This is a genomic window from Antarctobacter heliothermus (assembly GCF_900188425.1).
Lineage (GTDB): Bacteria > Pseudomonadota > Alphaproteobacteria > Rhodobacterales > Rhodobacteraceae > Antarctobacter > Antarctobacter heliothermus.
Genome location: NZ_FZON01000073.1, coordinates 1 through 16,792, shown reverse-complemented (window position 1 = coordinate 16,792; position 16,792 = coordinate 1). Strand labels below are relative to the sequence as shown.

Here is a 16,792-nt window from a genome sequence, read left to right as displayed (position 1 = left end):
CATTCGCTACGCCCTCGGCCGCATGCCCAAAGCCCGGGCCTATCTGAAAAACGGCCAACTCGAGCTGGACAACAACATCTGTGAGCGGTCAATCAGGCCGCTGACTCTCGGGCGCAAGAATTATCTCTTCATGGGATCGGAAGGTGGTGGCAAGGCTGCCGCGATCGCCTACTCCCTCATCGAAACCGCCCGCATGAACCGCATCGATCCGGAAGCCTGGCTGACATGGGTGCTGGCCCACATTGCCGATCACAAGATCAACCGCATCGACGAACTCGCGCCGTGGAATTGGCAGCCACGTTGAATGTCAACGGCGGTCACGCCGGACGGATACATTTGACGGATCGCCACCGGTGATAAATCGAAGCCGGGCCGGTGCGGATCCGTTGAGATCGGAAAGTTTCCATGCGACTTCCACGCCATCAAGGTTCGGCATGTTGATGTCCACCAAGACCAGCGCCGGATCGGACATCTTTTTGAGGATTTCCAGAAGCTCATTGCCATCCGCGCAAAGCGTCACAACCCATCCCGCGCCCTCTGCAACCGTTCGCACAAAGTCAAGGAACTGCGCGTTGTCGTCCGCGATGATCAGCCTGTGTGTCATATAGTGTCACCGTTTGAATCCGCAAAGCACCAACCCGCATGGCCAACGTAGCCTGAACGGAAACTCTTTCCCACACCTTTGCGCCGCCGAACCTCTTCGCCGACGCAGACGTGTCACCCGTCTGGACCCATATCGGAAGCCCGGTTTGGCCGTTGAAGCGTATCGGACCTTCTCTGAATCGATACGTTGCAATTGTTGATGGATGGTAAAACCACTGACGGCCTTGGCCCCCGGAGCGGGCCAAGGCCGTCAGTGCTGTGCATTACTCTGCCGCCTCGGCGAAATCGCTCATTGGTGGACAGGTACAGATCAGGTGCCTGTCACCATAGACATTGTCGACCCGGTTCACTGGCGGCCAATACTTGTCGACCCGGAATGCACCCGGTGGAAAACACCCCTGTTCGCGCGTGTAGGGCCTGTCCCAGTCACGCACCAGATCCTCCATCGTGTGCGGAGCCAGTTTCAGCGGGTTCACCTCACGGTCCATCTGGCCCTCTTCAATGGCACGGATTTCGGCACGAATGGCCAACATTGCATCGCAAAAACGGTCCAGCTCTGCCTTTGTCTCTGACTCCGTCGGTTCCACCATGAGCGTGCCGGCCACCGGCCAGCTCATGGTGGGTGCGTGGAACCCGGCATCCATCAGACGTTTGGCAATGTCCTCGACCGTGACACCCGCCGATTTCTCGAATGGGCGGGTATCCAGAATGCACTCATGCGCGACCCAGCCCTTGCCGCCGCGGTACAGCACGTCATAGGCGCCCTCCAACCGCTTGGCGATGTAGTTGGCGTTCAGGATCGCCACCCGCGTCGCCTGCGTCAGCCCGCCGCCGCCCATCATCAGGCAATAGGACCAACTGATCGGCAACAACGAGGGCGAACCAAAGGAGGCCGCACTGACCGCGCCGCCGTCTTCGTCCAGCGGATTGCCCGGCAGGTGTTCCACCAGATGCGCCTTGACCCCGATCGGTCCCATGCCGGGGCCACCGCCGCCATGCGGAATGCAGAACGTCTTGTGCAGGTTCAGGTGGCTCACATCGCCGCCCAGGTCGCCGGGACGCGACAGCCCGACCATCGCGTTCATGTTCGCGCCGTCGATATAAACCTGCCCGCCATGCGTATGCGTGATCTCGCAGACCTCTTTCACGGTCTCCTCAAACACGCCATGCGTCGACGGATAGGTGATCATGCAGGCGGCCAGCACGTCCGAATGCTTTTCGGCCTTGGCGCGGAAGTCCGCCAGATCAATGGATCCTTTGTCGTCACATTTCACCGCGACCACCTTCCACCCCACCATCTGAGCCGAGGCAGGGTTGGTGCCATGCGCATTGACCGGGATCAGGCAGACGTTGCGGTTCCCCTGCCCCCGCGCCTGTTGCCAGCGCCGGATCGTGAGCAAACCGGCATATTCCCCCTGCGCGCCGGAATTGGGCTGCATGGAAATCGCATCATAGCCGGTGATCTGGCACAGCTTGGCGTTCAGATCCTCGATCATCGCCGTATAGCCGCGCGCCTGATCCTTGGGCACGTAGGGGTGGATCATGGAAAACTCACGCCAGCTGACGGGCATCATCTCGGCGGCCGAGTTCAACTTCATCGTGCAGGATCCCAGCGGGATCATCGCCCGGTCCAGCGCCAGATCGCGGTCGGCCAGTCGACGCATATAGCGCATCATCTCGGTCTCTGCGCGGTTCATGTGGAACACGTCGTGCTGCAGATACTCAGAGGTGCGGATCAGCCCCTCCGGCAGCCGGTATTCCGACTCCGCCGCCTCGTCCTTTTTCACCAGACCAAAGGCGCGCCAAACCGCCTCAACGGTCGCGGGCCGCGTGCGTTCGTCCAACGTGATGCCGACACGGGTCTTGCCGACGCGGCGCAGGTTCAGACCCTCACGCACCGCCGCTTGCAGGACACCGCGCTGTAGCAGGCCCACATCCACGGTGATCGTGTCGAAATAGGTGTCCGGCTCCACCTTGAAGCCCGCCGCTTCCAGCCCCTTGACCATGCGCACGGTCTTGCGGTGGATACGCTGCGCAATGGCGCGCAGCCCTTTCGGCCCATGAAACACGGCATAAAACCCGGCCATGACCGCCAGCAAGGCCTGCGCGGTACAGACGTTCGATGTCGCCTTTTCACGGCGAATGTGCTGTTCACGCGTCTGCAAAGACAACCGGTAAGCGCGGTTGCCGTGGCTGTCCACGGACACGCCAACGATACGCCCCGGCATCGACCGTTTCATCTCATCGCGGCAGGCCATATAGGCGGCATGCGGGCCACCATAGCCGACCGGCACGCCAAACCGCTGGGTCGACCCAACAGCAATATCCGCCCCCATCGCGCCCGGTTCTTTCAGCAAACACAACGCGAGGGGATCGGCACTGACAATGCCCACCGCCTGCGCGTCATGCAGCGCCGCCATCTCATCGGTGAAATCGCGCACATGGCCATGCGTGCCGGGATACTGGAAAATCGCTCCAAAGACGCTGGCCGGATCAAGTTCGCCCGGCGCACCGACAATCACCTCGATGCCCAGCGGCTCCGCCCGCGTCTTCATCACTGCGATGTTCTGCGGATGACAGTTCTCATCGACGAAAAACGCCTTGGCCTTCGATTTGGCCACCCGTTGCGCCATGGTCATTGCCTCGGCACAGGCGGTCGCCTCATCCAGAAGCGAAGCGTTGGCAATCTCCAGCCCCGTCAGATCGCAAACCATGGTCTGAAAGTTCAGCAAAGCCTCCAGTCGGCCTTGCGAAATCTCGGGCTGGTATGGCGTATAGGCCGTGTACCAGGCCGGGTTCTCCAGAATGTTGCGCTGAATCGCAGGAGGCGTGACCGTGCCGTGATAGCCTTGCCCGATCAACGAGGTCAGAACCTTGTTGCGGTCCGCCACCTCACGCAAACGATAGATCAACTCGCGCTCCGACAGCGGCTTGCCAAAGTCCAGCTTTTCGTCCTGCCGGATTGCCTTGGGCACCGTCTCGTCAATCAACTGGTCCAGACCGGACACCCCCAGCACCCCGAACATCGCCGTCATTTCCTCGGGCGAGGGGCCGATATGGCGCCGGTTGGCAAAATCATAAGGCAGGTAGTCGATGGGCTCGTAGGTCATGCGCCGCTCCCGCGTCTTCTTCTCTGTCAAAATACCCCGGGGGTGAATTGGCCAAAGGCCAAGAGGGGGCAGCGCCCCCTCCCCCGTCATCCACCCGCACCACGCTGGCATGGGCCCGGTGCGGAGTTCACCCCGCCGCCACGGTCAGGAAATGAAGGCCTTGTAGGCCTTTTCGTCCATCAACTCGTCCAGAACCGACAGATCCTCGATCTTCATCTTGAAGAACCAGGCGTCGCCCTCGGGATCTTCGTTCACCTTGCCCGGGTCCGCGACAATGGACTCGTTGACCTCGACGATCTCGCCATCCAGCGGGGCAAGGATGTCCGACGCAGCCTTGACCGACTCGATCACCACAACCTCTTCGTCCTTGGTCACTTCACGGCCTTCATCGGGCAGTTCGACAAAAACGATGTCGCCCAACTGTTCCGCCGCATGGGCCGTGATGCCGACGACCACCAGATCGTCTTCGACCTCCAGCCATTCATGCTCTTCGGTGAATTTCATATGCGTCTCCTTGATCTCACCGTTTGAATCCTGCCGGAACGAAGGGCAGCTTGGCCACCCGAACCGGAACCCGTTTACCGCGCAATTCGGCCCAAAGCGTTGTTCCCTCGCCCGCCTGCGCTTGCGGCACATAGCCCATCGATACCGGGCCTTCCACAGACGGACCAAAGCCGCCAGAGGTCACTTTACCGGCCTCTGAACCGCCCTCTTCGGCATCGAAAAGGACAACGCCCGCCCGCAGCGGGGCGCGCCCGTCTGGTCGCAGTCCAACCCGACGCTGCGTCGTGCCGTCCGCCATCTGTTTCAGAATGATTTTGTCACCCGGAAAGCCACCGGCCCGCGCGCCGCCTGTGCGCCGCGCCTTGGAAATCGCCCAGCTGAGCCCCGCTTCGACAGGCGTTGTGTCCACGTCCAGATCCTGCCCGTACAGGCACAACCCGGCCTCCAGCCGCAGAGAATCCCGCGCGCCAAGGCCAATCGCCTCAACCCGCGCATCCCCCAACAGCGATTTCGCCAGATCCATCGCCGCCGCGTTGGGCACCGAAATCTCAAACCCGTCCTCGCCGGTATAACCTGACCGCGAGATCCAGCATTCCGCACCCGCAATCGGCAGCGTCGCCACATCCATGAATTTCATCTCGCGCACGTCCGGGCAATGTTCGGCCAGAACATCCTCGGCCGCTGGCCCCTGCAAAGCCACAAGGGCGCGGTTTTCCAGCATCTTGACGGTAATGCCCTGCGGCTCCAGCGCCGCGCGCATCCGCGCCACATCTGCGTGTTTGCACGCAGCGTTGACCACCAGGAACAGATGATCGCCCCGGTTGGCGATCATCAGATCATCCTCGATCCCGCCCGCGTCATTGGTGAACAGCGCGTAGCGCTGCCGCCCCTCGGCCAGTCCGACCACATCGACCGGCACCAGCGCCTCCAGCGCCTTTGCCACGTCCGGGCCACGCAGGATCACCTGACCCATGTGACTGACGTCGAACAGTCCGGCGGCGGCCCGCGTGTGTAAATGTTCCTTGAGGACCCCCAGCTTGTACTGGACCGGCATTTCATAGCCGGCAAACCCCACCATCTTTGCGCCGTGCGCGTGATGCAGGTCATTCAGGACGGTGGTTTTCAACTCTGTCGGTTCGTCCGCCATGCGCTCCCTTTCCCCGAAACGCGCTGGCCTCGGGCAGTTCCGGCACGGAATCGGCCCGCGCCCCCACTGCCCCCTCTGTCCCTTGGCCTGAGATCGCTATCCCTTCGGCGGACGCCCATACTGCGCCTCTCTCCAGAGTGTCGTTCCTTCGCGGTCCGTTGGGCCTGAGCGTTTCCGGGGCGGTTGCGCCTTCGGCACCGGGTTTGGCCAAGGCCGCACCGGTTCTCCCGTCGAAGTTGCGGTGACGCTAGTCGATTGCCCCGGCATTGACAAGCGTACCCGGACGCCGTCGCACCGTGCAACCGACGGGTGAAATGATTTCCAGCAACGCGGGATTGTCGCAGACCAGCGAATCCAGAGTGATCAGGTCCAGCGATTCGTAAAAGGCATTGGCCGCCTTGTTGAGCGCGTCGCGCAGGCGGCACGCCTCTGTCAGGGGGCAGGTATTGTCGACATCCGCAAAACATTCCGCCAAGGGCACAGGCTGTTCAAGGGCGCGAAACACATCCCCGATGACGATCTCACCGGCCGGGCGACCCAGTTCCAGCCCGCCGTTGCGACCCCTTTGGGTATGTAGAAAGCTCAGCTGCGCCAACTGGTTGATGACTTGCGCCAAGTGGTTTTCAGAGGCGTTGCAGCGTTCTGCAATTTCATGTTTGGTAACCAGACGATCAGGATTTGCCGCACAATACATCAGTACGCGCATGGCAATATTGGTTCTCTTCGTCACACGCATATCGGCCTCCCCAGCCTTCAAGACAGGCTCTTTCTGGCATGTTGGGCCAATTCCGGGTTTGACATGCGTCAATCAGGGCAAATATTTCCCACATGCAGCATATATATTTCTTCGGCTACGGATCACTGGTCAATCGGACCACGCACCTCCACACCCCTGCGCATCGCGCCCGCCTGCACGGATGGCACCGTGCATGGCGCGCGGTTCCCGAAAGGGCGCTGTGCTATCTCACCGCCGTACGCGACCCGCAGGCCAGTATCGACGGGCTCATTGCCCCGGTTCCCGGTGAGAGTTGGGCAGACCTGGACCAGCGTGAGGCAGCCTATGACCGTCACGACGCGACCGCAGCGCTGGACCACCAGTCGGACGCGCAGGAAATTGTCGTCTATGCCATCGACCCGGCCCGCCACCGCGCCCCCGGAGAGGACAACCCGATCCTGCTCAGCTACCTGGACGTGGTTGTCGCAGGCTACCTGTCGGAATTCGGCCCCGCCGGTCCTGCGCAGTTCTTTGATACCACGCTGGGATGGGAGGCGCCGATCCTTGATGATCGCGCCGCACCCCAGTACAGCCGAGCCCGCGACCTCACGGATGAGATACGCACGCTGACAGACACGGGGTTGGAATTGATGGGCAGCAGGATCATCACGGCCGCAGACTGATCCGATATGCGGCCCGCCGCCCGGTTCAGCGGCGGGGCGCGTTCATCCTCAGCCCTCGCTGCCCGGCTTTTTCTGCAACAGCGGCATCACTTCGGCCATTTCCGGCCCGCGCTCCAGCCCGGTCACGGCCTTGCGCAGCGGCATGAACAGGCCCTTGCCCTTGCGGCCCGTCGCCTCTTTGACAGCAGAGGTCCAGGTGCCCCATGTGTCGGCTGCATAGGGCGGTTCCCCCAGCAGGCCAAAGGCCTCGGAGACAAACGCCTGATCCTCATCGGCCACCAATGGCGCGGCCCCGTCGCGGAACAGATCCCACCAACCGGCAATATCCTTGCGGGTGGTGATGTTCTCACGCACGACCTTCCAGAACGGCGCGGCCAGATCACCCGGCACACCTAGCGCGGTCAGTTCATCGGACACCGCCGCCAGATCCAGCCCATGCAGCTTTTTCGCCGTCAGCGGGTACAGATCCTCGACGTCGAACTTGGTCGGTGCGGACCCGAACTGCGACAGGTCAAACCCCTCGGCGATGTCATCCAGCGACATCCGCAGTTCCACCGGCTGCGACGAGCCCAGCCGCGCCATCAGCGACAGCAGCGCCTCAGGTTCGACCCCCGCCTCACGCAAATCGCGCAGCGCCAGCGTGCCCAGACGTTTCGACAGCGATTCCCCCTGCGGTCCGGTCAGCAGCGAGTGGTGCGCAAAGGCGGGCGGCTCTCCGCCCAGCGCGCGGATCATCTGGATCTGCGTCGCCGTGTTGGTGACATGGTCATTGCCGCGCACCACATGCGTGATGCCCATTTCCATGTCATCCACAACCGAGGCCAAGGTATAAAGGTACTGCCCATCCGCCCGGATCAGCACCGGGTCAGACACGCTGGCGGCGTCAATCGACACCTCGCCCAGAATGCCGTCGTCCCAAGCAATCCGCTCCTGATCCAGTTTGAACCGCCAGACACCATCGCCGCGTTCGGCGCGCAGCTTGGCCTTGTCATCATCCGTCAGCGCCAGCGCCGCGCGGTCATAGACCGGCGGCTTGCCCATGTTCAGCTGCTTCTTGCGCTTGAGATCCAGTTCGGTGGGCGTCTCGAACGCCTCGTAGAACCGCCCCATGTCGCGCAGTTTGTCGGCCGCCGCCGTATAGCGGTCCAGCCGCTCGGACTGTCGTTCGACCCGGTCCCAGGTCAGGCCCAGCCATTCGAGGTCTTGCTTGATCGCGTCGACATAGGTCTCTTTCGACCGCTCCGGGTCGGTGTCGTCGATGCGCAGCACAAACTGGCCGCCGCTCTTGCGGGCGATCAGATGGTTGAACAGCGCGGTGCGCAGATTGCCTACATGGATATAGCCTGTGGGCGACGGGGCGAAACGGGTGACGGTCATGATCGTGCCTCCTGACGAGGCGCGGTGTTTTCACAAGGCAGGGGATTTGTCCAGTTCCCGCAAGGGTGCCACTGGTCCGCATCGCGCGCGAATGTTAGGCAAATGGGACATAGCGGTGTCCGACGCCGACAATGAGGTGTGTCCATGACCCATATCCTGACCGTCACACTGAACCCGGCGCTTGATCTGGCCACCTCTTGCCCGTCCGTGACCCCCGGCCCAAAGCTGCGCTGCGGACCGGAAACCGCCGAACCCGGCGGCGGCGGAGTCAATGTTGCGCGGGCCGTTGTCCAGTTGGGCGGCCATGCCCGCGCGCTGGTGGCTCTGGGCGGGCGCACCGGGGCAACGCTGGGCGAATTGCTGGAACAACGGGGGCTTGATCTGGTGCATCTGCCCGCCCCGGGTGAGACGCGCTACAGTTTTGCCGTCACCGACGACGCCAGCGGCGAACAGTACCGCTTTGTCATGACCGGCCCGACATGGACCGAGACGCAACTGGACAGTGTTCTGGACACGCTGGCCGAAGAGGCCGAGCCGGGCGCATTTATCGTTTTGTCAGGCAGTATGCCTCCGGGCTGTGCGCCGGGCTGGATCACACGCGCTTGCGCCCGCCTGCCGGGGCGGCGAGTGGTGATCGACACATCTGGCGCGCATCTGGCCCATCAGGCCAGCGGCCCGCAGCCTGCCCCCTATATCCTGCGCATGGACAGCGCCGAGGCGCGCGACCTGTCGGGCCGCCCGCTGGACAGCCGCGCGGACAGCGCCGCGTTTGCCGAGGAACTGCGGGCGCGCGGGGCGGGTGATCTGGTCATCATCGCACGCGGGGCTGACGGGTCTGTCATGGCCACACCCAAGGGCCGCTGGTTTGTCTCCGCCGCCAATCAGACCGTGGTCAGCGCCATCGGCGCCGGCGACAGCTTTGTCGGGGGGATGGTCAAGGCGCTGGCCGACGGGCAAGAACCGCCCGAAGCGCTGCGCCAAGGGGCCGCCGCCGCCGCTGCGGCCGTGATAAGTCCCGGCACCCAGCTGTGCTTGCCGGAGGATTACGCCAGATTTCTACCGCTGACACAACTGACCGCCCTCTGATGCGCCTGTTCATTGCCCTGTCCCTGCCCGAAACGGCCCGCTCCACGCTGGAGGCGCTACAATCCCGCTTTCCCGTTGGCCGCGCCGTGCCTTTTGACAACCTGCATCTGACGCTGGCCTTTCTTGGCGACCGGACAGAAGAAGAGGCCGAGGCCATTCATGAAGGCCTGCAAAACTTGCGCTCTCCGGCGCAACGTCTGACCCTGTCCGGCGGCACGGTCTTTGGCCGTAGGCATGGACAGGCCATCGCGCTGGAGGCGGACGGCGGCGCGGACCTGACGACGCTGCACACCCGCGTGCTGTCGCGGTTGCGCGGGGTGGGCATCGCACCTGAACGCCGCCGGTTTCGCCCGCATGTCACCCTGTCCCGGATGGGCGGCCGTGAAAACGCAGGCCCGGTGCTGGCCGTTCTGGCCAGCGCGACGGTCGGGCCATTCGTCTGTGATGCGGTCAGCCTGTACGCCTCGACCCTGCATCCCGACGGCGCGATCCATGAGGAACTGTCCCGCTACCCGCTGGCCGTGCTGATATGACCGACGCCGCCCGCTTCCATGATATCGCCCAACGCACTGTCGCGGGTTTTCCGGACCCGTTCCGTACCGGGGCACAGAACGTTCTGGTGCGTGTGGTCGACTGGCCACCGCAGGACATCCTGCACGACATGCAGATCAGCAATCCGCTGGAGCTGACCGGGATGTACGATGGCGTGCCCATGACGCAGAAAAGCTTTGCGGATCCCGCACCGTTTCCCGATACCGTCTGGCTGTTCCGCGAACCGATCCTGAACGAATGGCGCGACCGTGGGGATATCGAACTGGACGATCTTATCGCCCATGTCACGGTACACGAGTTTGCCCATCACTTTGGCTGGTCCGACGATGACATCGCCGCGATTGATCGTTGGTGGGAATAGACAGCCATCACCCTATGTTTCCTGCCATGCGCCATTTACTCATTCTCGTCCTGCTCTGTGCCGCTCCTGCCCGCGCGGAAAATATCCTTGTCCTTGGTGATTCCATCCTCGCCTGGCACCGTGCCGCCGGTCAGTCGGTGCCGGATCAGCTTGCCGCCGCCGCGCAAGTAGATGTGAAAAACACATCCGTGTCTGGTGCGCGGTTTTCCCATGGAGGCGTGCTTGCGGCTGCCACAGGTTTCGACATTCGCCGCCAAATGCGGCGCGGAACCTGGGATGTGATCATTCTGGACGGCGGCGGCAACGATCTGATGGGGGAATGCGGCTGTCGTGCCTGCGATGCTGTGCTGGATCAGTTGATCTCTGACGATGGACGCCGGGGCGAAATCCCCAGCTTTGTCGCGCAACTGGCACAATCGGGTGCGCGGATCTATTGGCTGGACTACTACGATGTCCCCACCGTCGGCGGCCCCTTTGCGCCGTGTGTAGATGAACTTGCCATCCTCAGCCAGCGCCTGCAAAGGCTTGCGCCCCGGCTACAGGCCATGACTTATCTGTCTGGCAAGACCGTGATCGACCCCGACGACCTGTCGCATTATGACCGCGACCGCCTGCATCCCAGCCGCAAGGGCGCAGCCCTGCTGGGCCGTTACCTTGCGCGGGAAATCGCCCGCTGATCCTGCCGGTCACCTTTTTCAGCTAGGATCGCGCCAGCGGTTCACGATGGGATAGCGCCGGTCCAGCCAGAAGGCGTGTTTGGTCAACCGCGTGCCGGGAGCGGACTGAAACCGTTTGTATTCGCTGAGATACAACAGCCGCTCGACCATTTTCGCATCGTCGCGGTCATAGCCTGCGGCCACACAATCCTCGATCGACCCGTCGCGGTCCACAAGGATCTCAAGGATCGCATCCAGCACCGGGTAATCCGGCAACGAGTCGCTGTCCTTCTGGTCGTCGCGCAATTCCGCCGAGGGCGGCTTGGTTATGATCCGGTCGGGGATCACCTCACCCGGCTGACCCATCATCCAATCGCGATGGTTCAGATTGCGCCAGCGGCAGGTTTCAAATACCCGCGTTTTGTACAGATCCTTGATCGGGTTATAGCCGCCCGCCATGTCGCCGTAGATGGTGGCATAGCCCACCGCGACCTCGGATTTGTTGCCGGTGGTCAGCAGCATCTCGCCAAACTTGTTGGACAACGCCATCAACAGCAACCCGCGCAGGCGGGACTGGATGTTTTCCTCTGTCACGTCCGGTTTGTGCCCCTCGAACAGCGGTGCCAGCGTGTCGGTGATGGCAGCGCGGCCCTGCGCGATCGGCACAAAATCATAGTGACAGCCCAGCGCCGTGGCGCAGGCCTTGGCGTCCTCCAGCGAATGCTGGGAGGTGTATTCCGACGGCAACATCACGCAGCGCACGTTCTGCGGGCCGATGGCATCGGCGGCGATGGTCGCCACCAGCGCGGAATCCACCCCCCCCGACATGCCCAGCAGCACCTTGGAAAAGCCCGACTTGCGCAGATAATCGCGCAGGGATTCGACCATGGCGCGGTAATCCTGCTCCCATTCGTCTGGATGCAAGTCGAACATCCCGTCTTCGCAACGCCAGCCATCCGGCCCGCGCACCATGTCCACCGGCACCACGCATTCGTCAAAGGCCGGCAATTGCACCGCAATCGTGCCACCCGGATTCAGCACGAACGACCCGCCGTCAAACACCTGATCGTCCTGCCCACCCACCATGTTGAGGTAGATCAGCGGCAAGCCGGTCTCGACGACGCGGCCGACCATGTGGTTCAGCCGGGTTTCCATCTTGCCCCGGTAGTAGGGCGACCCGTTGGGGACCAGCAGAAACTCTGCCCCGGTTTCAACCAGCGTTTCGGCCACGTCCTCATGCCAGGCGTCCTCGCAGATCGGCGAACCGATGCGCGTATTGCCCACCGCATAGGGGCCACCGATGGGACCGCTGTCAAAGATGCGCACCTCATCAAAGACTGTCTCATTCGGCAGATGGTGTTTCAGAACTCGCGTCACCACCTTGCCGCCGCGACAGATGAAATAGGCGTTGAACAGCTCTGTGCCCTCGACATACGGCCCGCCGATGCCCAGCGCCGGACCATCAGCGCAAGCAGAGGCCAGTGCGTCGATCTTTTGCATCGCGGCGGTGTAGAAGGCGGGCTTCATCACCAGATCCTGCGCGTTGTAACCCGCAATGAACATTTCAGGCAGCGCCACCATGTCGGCGCCCTGTTCGACGCCTTGCCGCCAGGCGTCCAGCGCCTTGGCAGCATTGCCGTCCAGATCACCCACAGTGGGATTCAGTTGCGCCAGGGTCAGGCGGAAACGGTCGCTCATCGGCGTGCGCCTCTTCAATCAGGTTTGATGCCCGACATAGCAGATGGAACCGGGGAAGAAAGCCCATGCCGCCAAACCCGCGCTTTCGCCTTGCACCGCCCCTATCGAGCCGGTTTCTTGCGCGCATTGACACCATACGGAGCCTTCAGATGAACCCCACCCTGCCCGCCGTCCTCGTCACCGCGATCCTGCTGTCCTTTTCGGGGGCGGCCATGGCAGACACAAAAACCTATTCCAACGGCGCGCGCTATGATGGACCCATGGCTCTGGGGAAACCGCACGGCGTTGGCACGATGCACCTGCCCGGTGGCGGCAGCTATGTCGGAGGCTTCGTGAATGGCGAACTCACCGGCCATGGTCGCATCGTCGATGGGCAGGGCTTCAAGACCTACGAGGGCCAATTTGTGAACGGCTATCGGCACGGTACTGGAAAAGCCTGGCTTCTCAACGGAGACTACTACGAGGGGCAGTACAAAGATGACAAACGGCACGGCGAAGGCGCACTGCTCTATTCGGACGGCACCCGCTATTTCGGACAATTTGTGGACGGCGCGGTGACCGGCAAAGGCCGATTGATCAAAACCGATGGCACCGTCTTTGAGGGGATGTGGGAAAACTCCACGTATCTGGGACCCGCGCAATAGGCGGCGACACCGGTGTCGGGCGCCGTGCGCCGTTACTCCACTGCGGCCCGTTTTCGAAAGCCATTGCCCCTGCCCGGTCCCTCCATTAGGTTTTTCCCAATTTTGGGGCCAACTCCGACACCACAGGGCAGCGCGCATGAAACTTGCAGGCATCACCGCCATTCTGGCCATTTCGCTGGCGGGTTTCGCCCTGGCGCAGGATGATCAGGTGGTTACCAAACAATACGATGACGGCGGCGTCTACGAAGGGACGTTCCTGAACGGATTGCAGCACGGCACCGGCACTTACCGCCTGCCCAACGGGTATGAATACACCGGCGACTGGGTCGATGGTGAGATCAAGGGCGAGGGCGTCGCACGGTTTCCCAACGGATCAGTCTATGACGGCCAATTCGCCAAGGGCAAGCCAGAGGGCATGGGCAAGATCGTCTTTGCCGATGGCGGCACCTATGAGGGCCAGTGGCTGGACGGCAAGATCACCGGCACCGGCATCGCCATCTACGCCAATGGCGTGCGCTATGAGGGATCGTTCCGCAACGCGCTGCACCATGGACGCGGCGTGATGACCGCGCCCAACGGCTACGTCTATGACGGCCAATGGGTGAACGGCGTCAAGGAAGGCGTCGCCAAGGTCACATATCCCGACAAGTCGATCTATGACGGCCGCGTCGCCGATGGGGAGCGCGACGGCTTTGGCAAACTGACCATGCCGGACGGTCTGATCTACGAAGGCACCTGGCGCGAGGGACAGATCGACGGCGAGGGCAAGCTGATCCAGCCCAACGGCGATGTCTACGAGGGCCAGCTTGTCGATGGCCGACGTGAGGGCAAGGGCAAGGTCATCTACGAGAACGGCGATGTCTACGAAGGCCAGTTCAACAATGACCAACGTCACGGCACCGGCACCTTTGTCGGCAAGGACGGCTATCGCTACGATGGCAACTGGATCACCGGCCAGATCGAGGGCAAGGGCAAGGTGACTTACCCGGATGGCTCTGTGTACGAGGGCCAGTTCAAGGGCGACCTCGCCAATGGCATCGGCACGATCACCTACCCCGATGGCGCGACCTATTCGGGCGAATGGGTCAATGGCGTGATTCAAGGCAAGGGCCGCGCCACCTATCCCAACGGGCTGGTCTATGAGGGCAGCTTTGAAAACGCCCGCAACGACGGTTTCGGCGTGATGACCTACCCCGATGGCTATCGCTATGAGGGCAACTGGCAGAATGGCCAGCGTCATGGCGAGGGCAAGGCGACCTATCCCGACGGCACCGTCTATCAGGGCCAGTTCCGCGAGGGTCAACGCCACGGCAAGGGCGTCATCGAGATGGCCTCCGGCTTTCGCTACGATGGCACCTGGGTGCGTGGTGAGATCAACGGCGAGGGTATCGCCGTCTACGCCAATGGCGACATCTATCAGGGCACGTTCAAGGACGGCAAACGCCAGGGTCAGGGCACGATGAAATATGCCACTGGCGAAGAGGCGTCAGGCGATTGGGTCGGCGGCGCCTTGCGCGCTGTTCCGGCCCCCGCGCCCGAACCACAACCTGCGCCAGAGCCCGCTCCTGACCCCGCACCGGCGGACAATTGAACGGCCGCGCCACCCGCGACGACACATCTTTTCCTTGGCGGATGATCCGTGCCGGTGGGTCCGGCGGTGCGCGCGCGATCTTGCTGTGCCTCCTGATGTCGTGCCTGTGCGCCGTTCCCACACGCGCGCAGGACATCGAACGCCCCATCGTCCGCGTCGGGGTTCTGGCGCATCGCGGCTGGAACGCAGGAGAGACGCAATGGTCTCTGCTTGCCACCTATCTGCAAGGGGCCCTGCCCGCGCATGTTGTGCGGTTTGTCCCGGTCACGCTGACCTCTGCCGGGCCGCTGATCAATGCCGGCGGGCTGGATTTCCTCATCACCAACCCCGGCCACTACATCGACCTTGCCGACAGCTATCCGATGAGCGTGCTGGCCACGCGCAAACGCACGCTCCCGGATGGCGCGCACACCCTGCAATTCGGCTCTGCGGTGCTGGTGCGGGCCGACAGCGGGTTGACCACCTTTGCAGATCTGCGCGGCGCGCGGGTCGGGGCAGTGGCGCCTCAGGCCTTTGGCGGGTTCCAACTGACCTGGTTCGAGGCGCGCGCCCAGGGTGTCGATCTCTTTGACGATCCCGCCGACCTTGCCTTTTACGGCTTTCCGCAGGACACAATTGTCGCTGACGTTCTGGCCGGCAAACTGGACGCGGGCATCGTGCGCAGCGGCTTGCTGGAACGGCTGATCATCGAAGGCACCGTGCCCCGCGACGCCCTGCGGGCGCTCAATGCAAACGTCACCTACACGCACCCCGAGGCGGTCAGCACACGGCTTTACCCGGAATGGCCATTCCTTGCGCTGGCAGGAACGGATGCCGCCATGCGAGACGCGGTGGCGCTGGCCCTGCTGCAAAGCGCCGACAGCGGCCTGCCAGACCCCTGGGGCGCGCCGGTCAGCTACCATGAAGCGCGCGCGCTGGTCGCGGCCTATGCGGGCCGGTCCTCGCCCGCAACGGAGGTCGGCAACCCCGGCTCCGCGCTGGTCCTCTGGCTGCTGGTCGGCGCCGCGGGTGTACTTGGTCTTGGCGGTGGCCTGTTCTTTGTCCGTGCGCGCCGCGGCGACCCTACGTCAGGTGCAAAGCCGCCAAGGGATCAGGACGCGGTTTCGCTGACCCGGCGAGAGACGCAGGTGCTGGCGCAGATCGGCGCAGGCAAATCGACAAAGGAAATCGCCGCGCAATTGGGCATCAGCCCCAAAACGGTCGAGTTTCACCGCGCCAACCTGCTGCGCAAGTTCGAGGCGCGCAGTTCGGCCCAGCTTATCGCCCGCGCCGGACAGCAGGGAACGGAGGCAATTCCGGAAACCTAGGGTTTTCCCGGGGACCAAACCCGCATGAAACACGGGGTTTTGCGAGGTGTGCGACGGCAGCGTCCGTGCGGCATTCTGTGTCTTGGCGGGCAAGGTCAGCCCGCCCTCATGGGAGGAGACCAGAACAATGACCCACTTCATCCGCCTTGCTGTCGCCATCGGGCTTGCCATTACGCTCTTTGTGACACCTGACGCATCCCTTGCCGAAGGCTATGGCAAGCAGAAGGTCGTCTATCACATCAACTATCTTGGTGGCGAAAACGACAAGGCCTATCGCGGCGCCATGCGCAACATTCAGAACCACATCAACGCCGTCGGCGTCGAGAACATGGACATCAAGGTTGTATTGCACGGCAACGGCGTCGGCATGCTGCAGTCGGCCAAGGCAGACGACGGTCTACAGACGGTGAGATATAGCTAAAAGTTGGTGATGGCCCCTGAGGGGCGGCATATCATGGCGTTGTTGACGCGCCGCAATTCTCGATTGAGAAAAGGATATGCCACATGACGACAAATACCATTACCCAGCTGACCGATCCACAGGGATTTTCGCCTGATCCACTGACGGACCTGCTACGATCCGGCGCGCAACGCTTGATTGAGCAAGCGGTTGAGGCCGAGCTTGCGGTTCTGCTGGAGGCTTATGCCTCTGACAAAACGGGCGATGGTCGGGCTCGACTAGTGCGCCACGGTCATTTGCCGGAACGCGAGGTGATCACCGGGATCGGCGCGGTGCCGGTCAAAGTGCCGCGCGTACG

Annotated in this window: 18 protein-coding genes and 2 riboswitches; of the genes, 11 read left to right on the top strand and 7 right to left on the bottom strand. The window is 62.7% G+C overall.

The features are described from left to right. Positions 1-304, top strand: a 304-nt coding sequence (locus tag CHB90_RS23065; RefSeq protein ID WP_141135957.1) for a transposase domain-containing protein, incomplete at its 5' end; no start/stop codon positions are given. A 3-nt stretch (positions 305-307) separates the two neighbouring features. On the opposite strand, the gene CHB90_RS23060 is transcribed toward CHB90_RS23065, so the two are convergent. The 5 genes from CHB90_RS23060 to CHB90_RS23040 all read right to left on the bottom strand — a co-directional run bounded on the left by CHB90_RS23060 (position 308) and on the right by CHB90_RS23040 (position 6,100). Beyond that, positions 308-604: a response regulator gene (locus tag CHB90_RS23060; RefSeq protein ID WP_089280123.1), complete on the bottom strand. Its 297-nt coding sequence runs from the start codon at positions 602-604 to the stop codon at positions 308-310. Between the two features lie 262 nt (positions 605-866). Next, complete coding sequence (gene gcvP / locus CHB90_RS23055; protein ID WP_089280122.1) at positions 867-3,713, bottom strand: aminomethyl-transferring glycine dehydrogenase; 2,847 nt, start codon at positions 3,711-3,713, stop codon at positions 867-869. Between the two features lie 144 nt (positions 3,714-3,857). Next, positions 3,858-4,217, bottom strand: a complete 360-nt coding sequence (gcvH, locus tag CHB90_RS23050) for a glycine cleavage system protein GcvH (RefSeq protein ID WP_089280121.1) — start codon at positions 4,215-4,217, stop codon at positions 3,858-3,860. 16 nt (positions 4,218-4,233) lie between these two features. Continuing rightward, positions 4,234-5,364 (bottom strand): glycine cleavage system aminomethyltransferase GcvT, encoded by a 1,131-nt coding sequence (gene gcvT / locus CHB90_RS23045; protein WP_089280120.1) that lies wholly within the window; start codon positions 5,362-5,364, stop codon positions 4,234-4,236. A 71-nt stretch (positions 5,365-5,435) separates the two neighbouring features. Then, positions 5,436-5,504, bottom strand: a riboswitch (glycine riboswitch). Position 5,505: 1 nt separating this feature from the next. Further along, positions 5,506-5,605: riboswitch (glycine riboswitch) on the bottom strand. Between the two features lie 6 nt (positions 5,606-5,611). Beyond that, positions 5,612-6,100 carry an RrF2 family transcriptional regulator gene (locus CHB90_RS23040; RefSeq protein ID WP_089280124.1) on the bottom strand — a complete coding sequence of 163 codons (489 nt, stop codon included), beginning with the start codon at positions 6,098-6,100 and terminating at the stop codon, positions 5,612-5,614. A 92-nt stretch (positions 6,101-6,192) separates the two neighbouring features. On the opposite strand from CHB90_RS23040, the gene CHB90_RS23035 reads away from it, so the two are divergent. Continuing rightward, complete coding sequence (locus tag CHB90_RS23035; protein WP_089280119.1) at positions 6,193-6,762, top strand: gamma-glutamylcyclotransferase; 570 nt, start codon at positions 6,193-6,195, stop codon at positions 6,760-6,762. 48 nt (positions 6,763-6,810) lie between these two features. On the opposite strand, the gene gltX is transcribed toward CHB90_RS23035, so the two are convergent. Continuing rightward, positions 6,811-8,139 (bottom strand): glutamate--tRNA ligase, encoded by a 1,329-nt coding sequence (gene gltX, locus CHB90_RS23030; protein WP_089280118.1) that lies wholly within the window; start codon positions 8,137-8,139, stop codon positions 6,811-6,813. 144 nt (positions 8,140-8,283) lie between these two features. Here gltX and CHB90_RS23025 point away from each other — a divergent pair, with 144 nt between their 5' ends. From CHB90_RS23025 to CHB90_RS23010, 4 genes are read left to right on the top strand one after another with little or no spacing between them, the layout of a single operon-like run. Next, on the top strand, positions 8,284-9,225 hold the full coding sequence (locus CHB90_RS23025) for a 1-phosphofructokinase family hexose kinase (protein WP_089280117.1): 942 nt from the start codon (positions 8,284-8,286) through the stop codon (positions 9,223-9,225). Further along, a complete protein-coding gene (thpR, locus tag CHB90_RS23020; RefSeq protein ID WP_089280116.1) occupies positions 9,225-9,758 on the top strand; it encodes an RNA 2',3'-cyclic phosphodiesterase in 534 nt (177 codons plus the stop codon). Before CHB90_RS23025 ends, thpR begins: the two co-directional genes overlap by 1 nt. Next, positions 9,755-10,138: a metallopeptidase family protein gene (locus CHB90_RS23015; protein ID WP_089280115.1), complete on the top strand. Its 384-nt coding sequence runs from the start codon at positions 9,755-9,757 to the stop codon at positions 10,136-10,138. The genes thpR and CHB90_RS23015 overlap by 4 nt, the downstream gene beginning before the upstream one ends. A gap of 26 nt (positions 10,139-10,164) precedes the next feature. Next, positions 10,165-10,815 (top strand): SGNH/GDSL hydrolase family protein, encoded by a 651-nt coding sequence (locus tag CHB90_RS23010; RefSeq protein ID WP_170941161.1) that lies wholly within the window; start codon positions 10,165-10,167, stop codon positions 10,813-10,815. 18 nt (positions 10,816-10,833) lie between these two features. On the opposite strand, the gene CHB90_RS23005 is transcribed toward CHB90_RS23010, so the two are convergent. Next, on the bottom strand, positions 10,834-12,492 hold the full coding sequence (locus CHB90_RS23005; protein WP_089280113.1) for an NAD+ synthase: 1,659 nt from the start codon (positions 12,490-12,492) through the stop codon (positions 10,834-10,836). A 149-nt stretch (positions 12,493-12,641) separates the two neighbouring features. Here CHB90_RS23005 and CHB90_RS23000 point away from each other — a divergent pair, with 149 nt between their 5' ends. From CHB90_RS23000 to CHB90_RS22980, 5 genes are all read left to right on the top strand, one after another. After that, positions 12,642-13,136, top strand: a complete 495-nt coding sequence (locus tag CHB90_RS23000) for an MORN repeat-containing protein (RefSeq protein ID WP_170941160.1) — start codon at positions 12,642-12,644, stop codon at positions 13,134-13,136. 136 nt (positions 13,137-13,272) lie between these two features. Further along, positions 13,273-14,727, top strand: coding sequence for an MORN repeat-containing protein (locus CHB90_RS22995; protein ID WP_089280111.1), 1,455 nt, complete (start codon positions 13,273-13,275; stop codon positions 14,725-14,727). Then, complete coding sequence (locus tag CHB90_RS22990; protein WP_089280110.1) at positions 14,724-16,034, top strand: PhnD/SsuA/transferrin family substrate-binding protein; 1,311 nt, start codon at positions 14,724-14,726, stop codon at positions 16,032-16,034. Before CHB90_RS22995 ends, CHB90_RS22990 begins: the two co-directional genes overlap by 4 nt. Before the next feature lie 127 nt (positions 16,035-16,161). Further along, a complete protein-coding gene (locus CHB90_RS22985) occupies positions 16,162-16,455 on the top strand; it encodes a DsrE family protein (RefSeq protein WP_212591642.1) in 294 nt (97 codons plus the stop codon). An 83-nt stretch (positions 16,456-16,538) separates the two neighbouring features. Next, on the top strand, positions 16,539-16,792 hold a 254-nt coding region (locus tag CHB90_RS22980), incomplete at its 3' end, for a transposase (protein WP_170941159.1).

What these genes read in the sequence shown, in the direction of transcription:
- CHB90_RS23060 (WP_089280123.1), bottom strand. Translation starts at nt 604, where the DNA reads ATGACACACAGGCTGATCATCGCGGACGACAACGCGCAGTTCCTTGAC.
- gcvP (WP_089280122.1), bottom strand. Translation starts at nt 3,713, where the DNA reads ATGACCTACGAGCCCATCGACTACCTGCCTTATGATTTTGCCAACCGG.
- gcvH (WP_089280121.1), bottom strand. Translation starts at nt 4,217, where the DNA reads ATGAAATTCACCGAAGAGCATGAATGGCTGGAGGTCGAAGACGATCTG.
- gcvT (WP_089280120.1), bottom strand. Translation starts at nt 5,364, where the DNA reads ATGGCGGACGAACCGACAGAGTTGAAAACCACCGTCCTGAATGACCTG.
- CHB90_RS23040 (WP_089280124.1), bottom strand. Translation starts at nt 6,100, where the DNA reads ATGCGTGTGACGAAGAGAACCAATATTGCCATGCGCGTACTGATGTAT.
- CHB90_RS23035 (WP_089280119.1), top strand. Translation starts at nt 6,193, where the DNA reads ATGCAGCATATATATTTCTTCGGCTACGGATCACTGGTCAATCGGACC.
- gltX (WP_089280118.1), bottom strand. Translation starts at nt 8,139, where the DNA reads ATGACCGTCACCCGTTTCGCCCCGTCGCCCACAGGCTATATCCATGTA.
- CHB90_RS23025 (WP_089280117.1), top strand. Translation starts at nt 8,284, where the DNA reads ATGACCCATATCCTGACCGTCACACTGAACCCGGCGCTTGATCTGGCC.
- thpR (WP_089280116.1), top strand. Translation starts at nt 9,225, where the DNA reads ATGCGCCTGTTCATTGCCCTGTCCCTGCCCGAAACGGCCCGCTCCACG.
- CHB90_RS23015 (WP_089280115.1), top strand. Translation starts at nt 9,755, where the DNA reads ATGACCGACGCCGCCCGCTTCCATGATATCGCCCAACGCACTGTCGCG.
- CHB90_RS23010 (WP_170941161.1), top strand. Translation starts at nt 10,165, where the DNA reads ATGCGCCATTTACTCATTCTCGTCCTGCTCTGTGCCGCTCCTGCCCGC.
- CHB90_RS23005 (WP_089280113.1), bottom strand. Translation starts at nt 12,492, where the DNA reads ATGAGCGACCGTTTCCGCCTGACCCTGGCGCAACTGAATCCCACTGTG.
- CHB90_RS23000 (WP_170941160.1), top strand. Translation starts at nt 12,642, where the DNA reads ATGAACCCCACCCTGCCCGCCGTCCTCGTCACCGCGATCCTGCTGTCC.
- CHB90_RS22995 (WP_089280111.1), top strand. Translation starts at nt 13,273, where the DNA reads ATGAAACTTGCAGGCATCACCGCCATTCTGGCCATTTCGCTGGCGGGT.
- CHB90_RS22985 (WP_212591642.1), top strand. Translation starts at nt 16,162, where the DNA reads ATGACCCACTTCATCCGCCTTGCTGTCGCCATCGGGCTTGCCATTACG.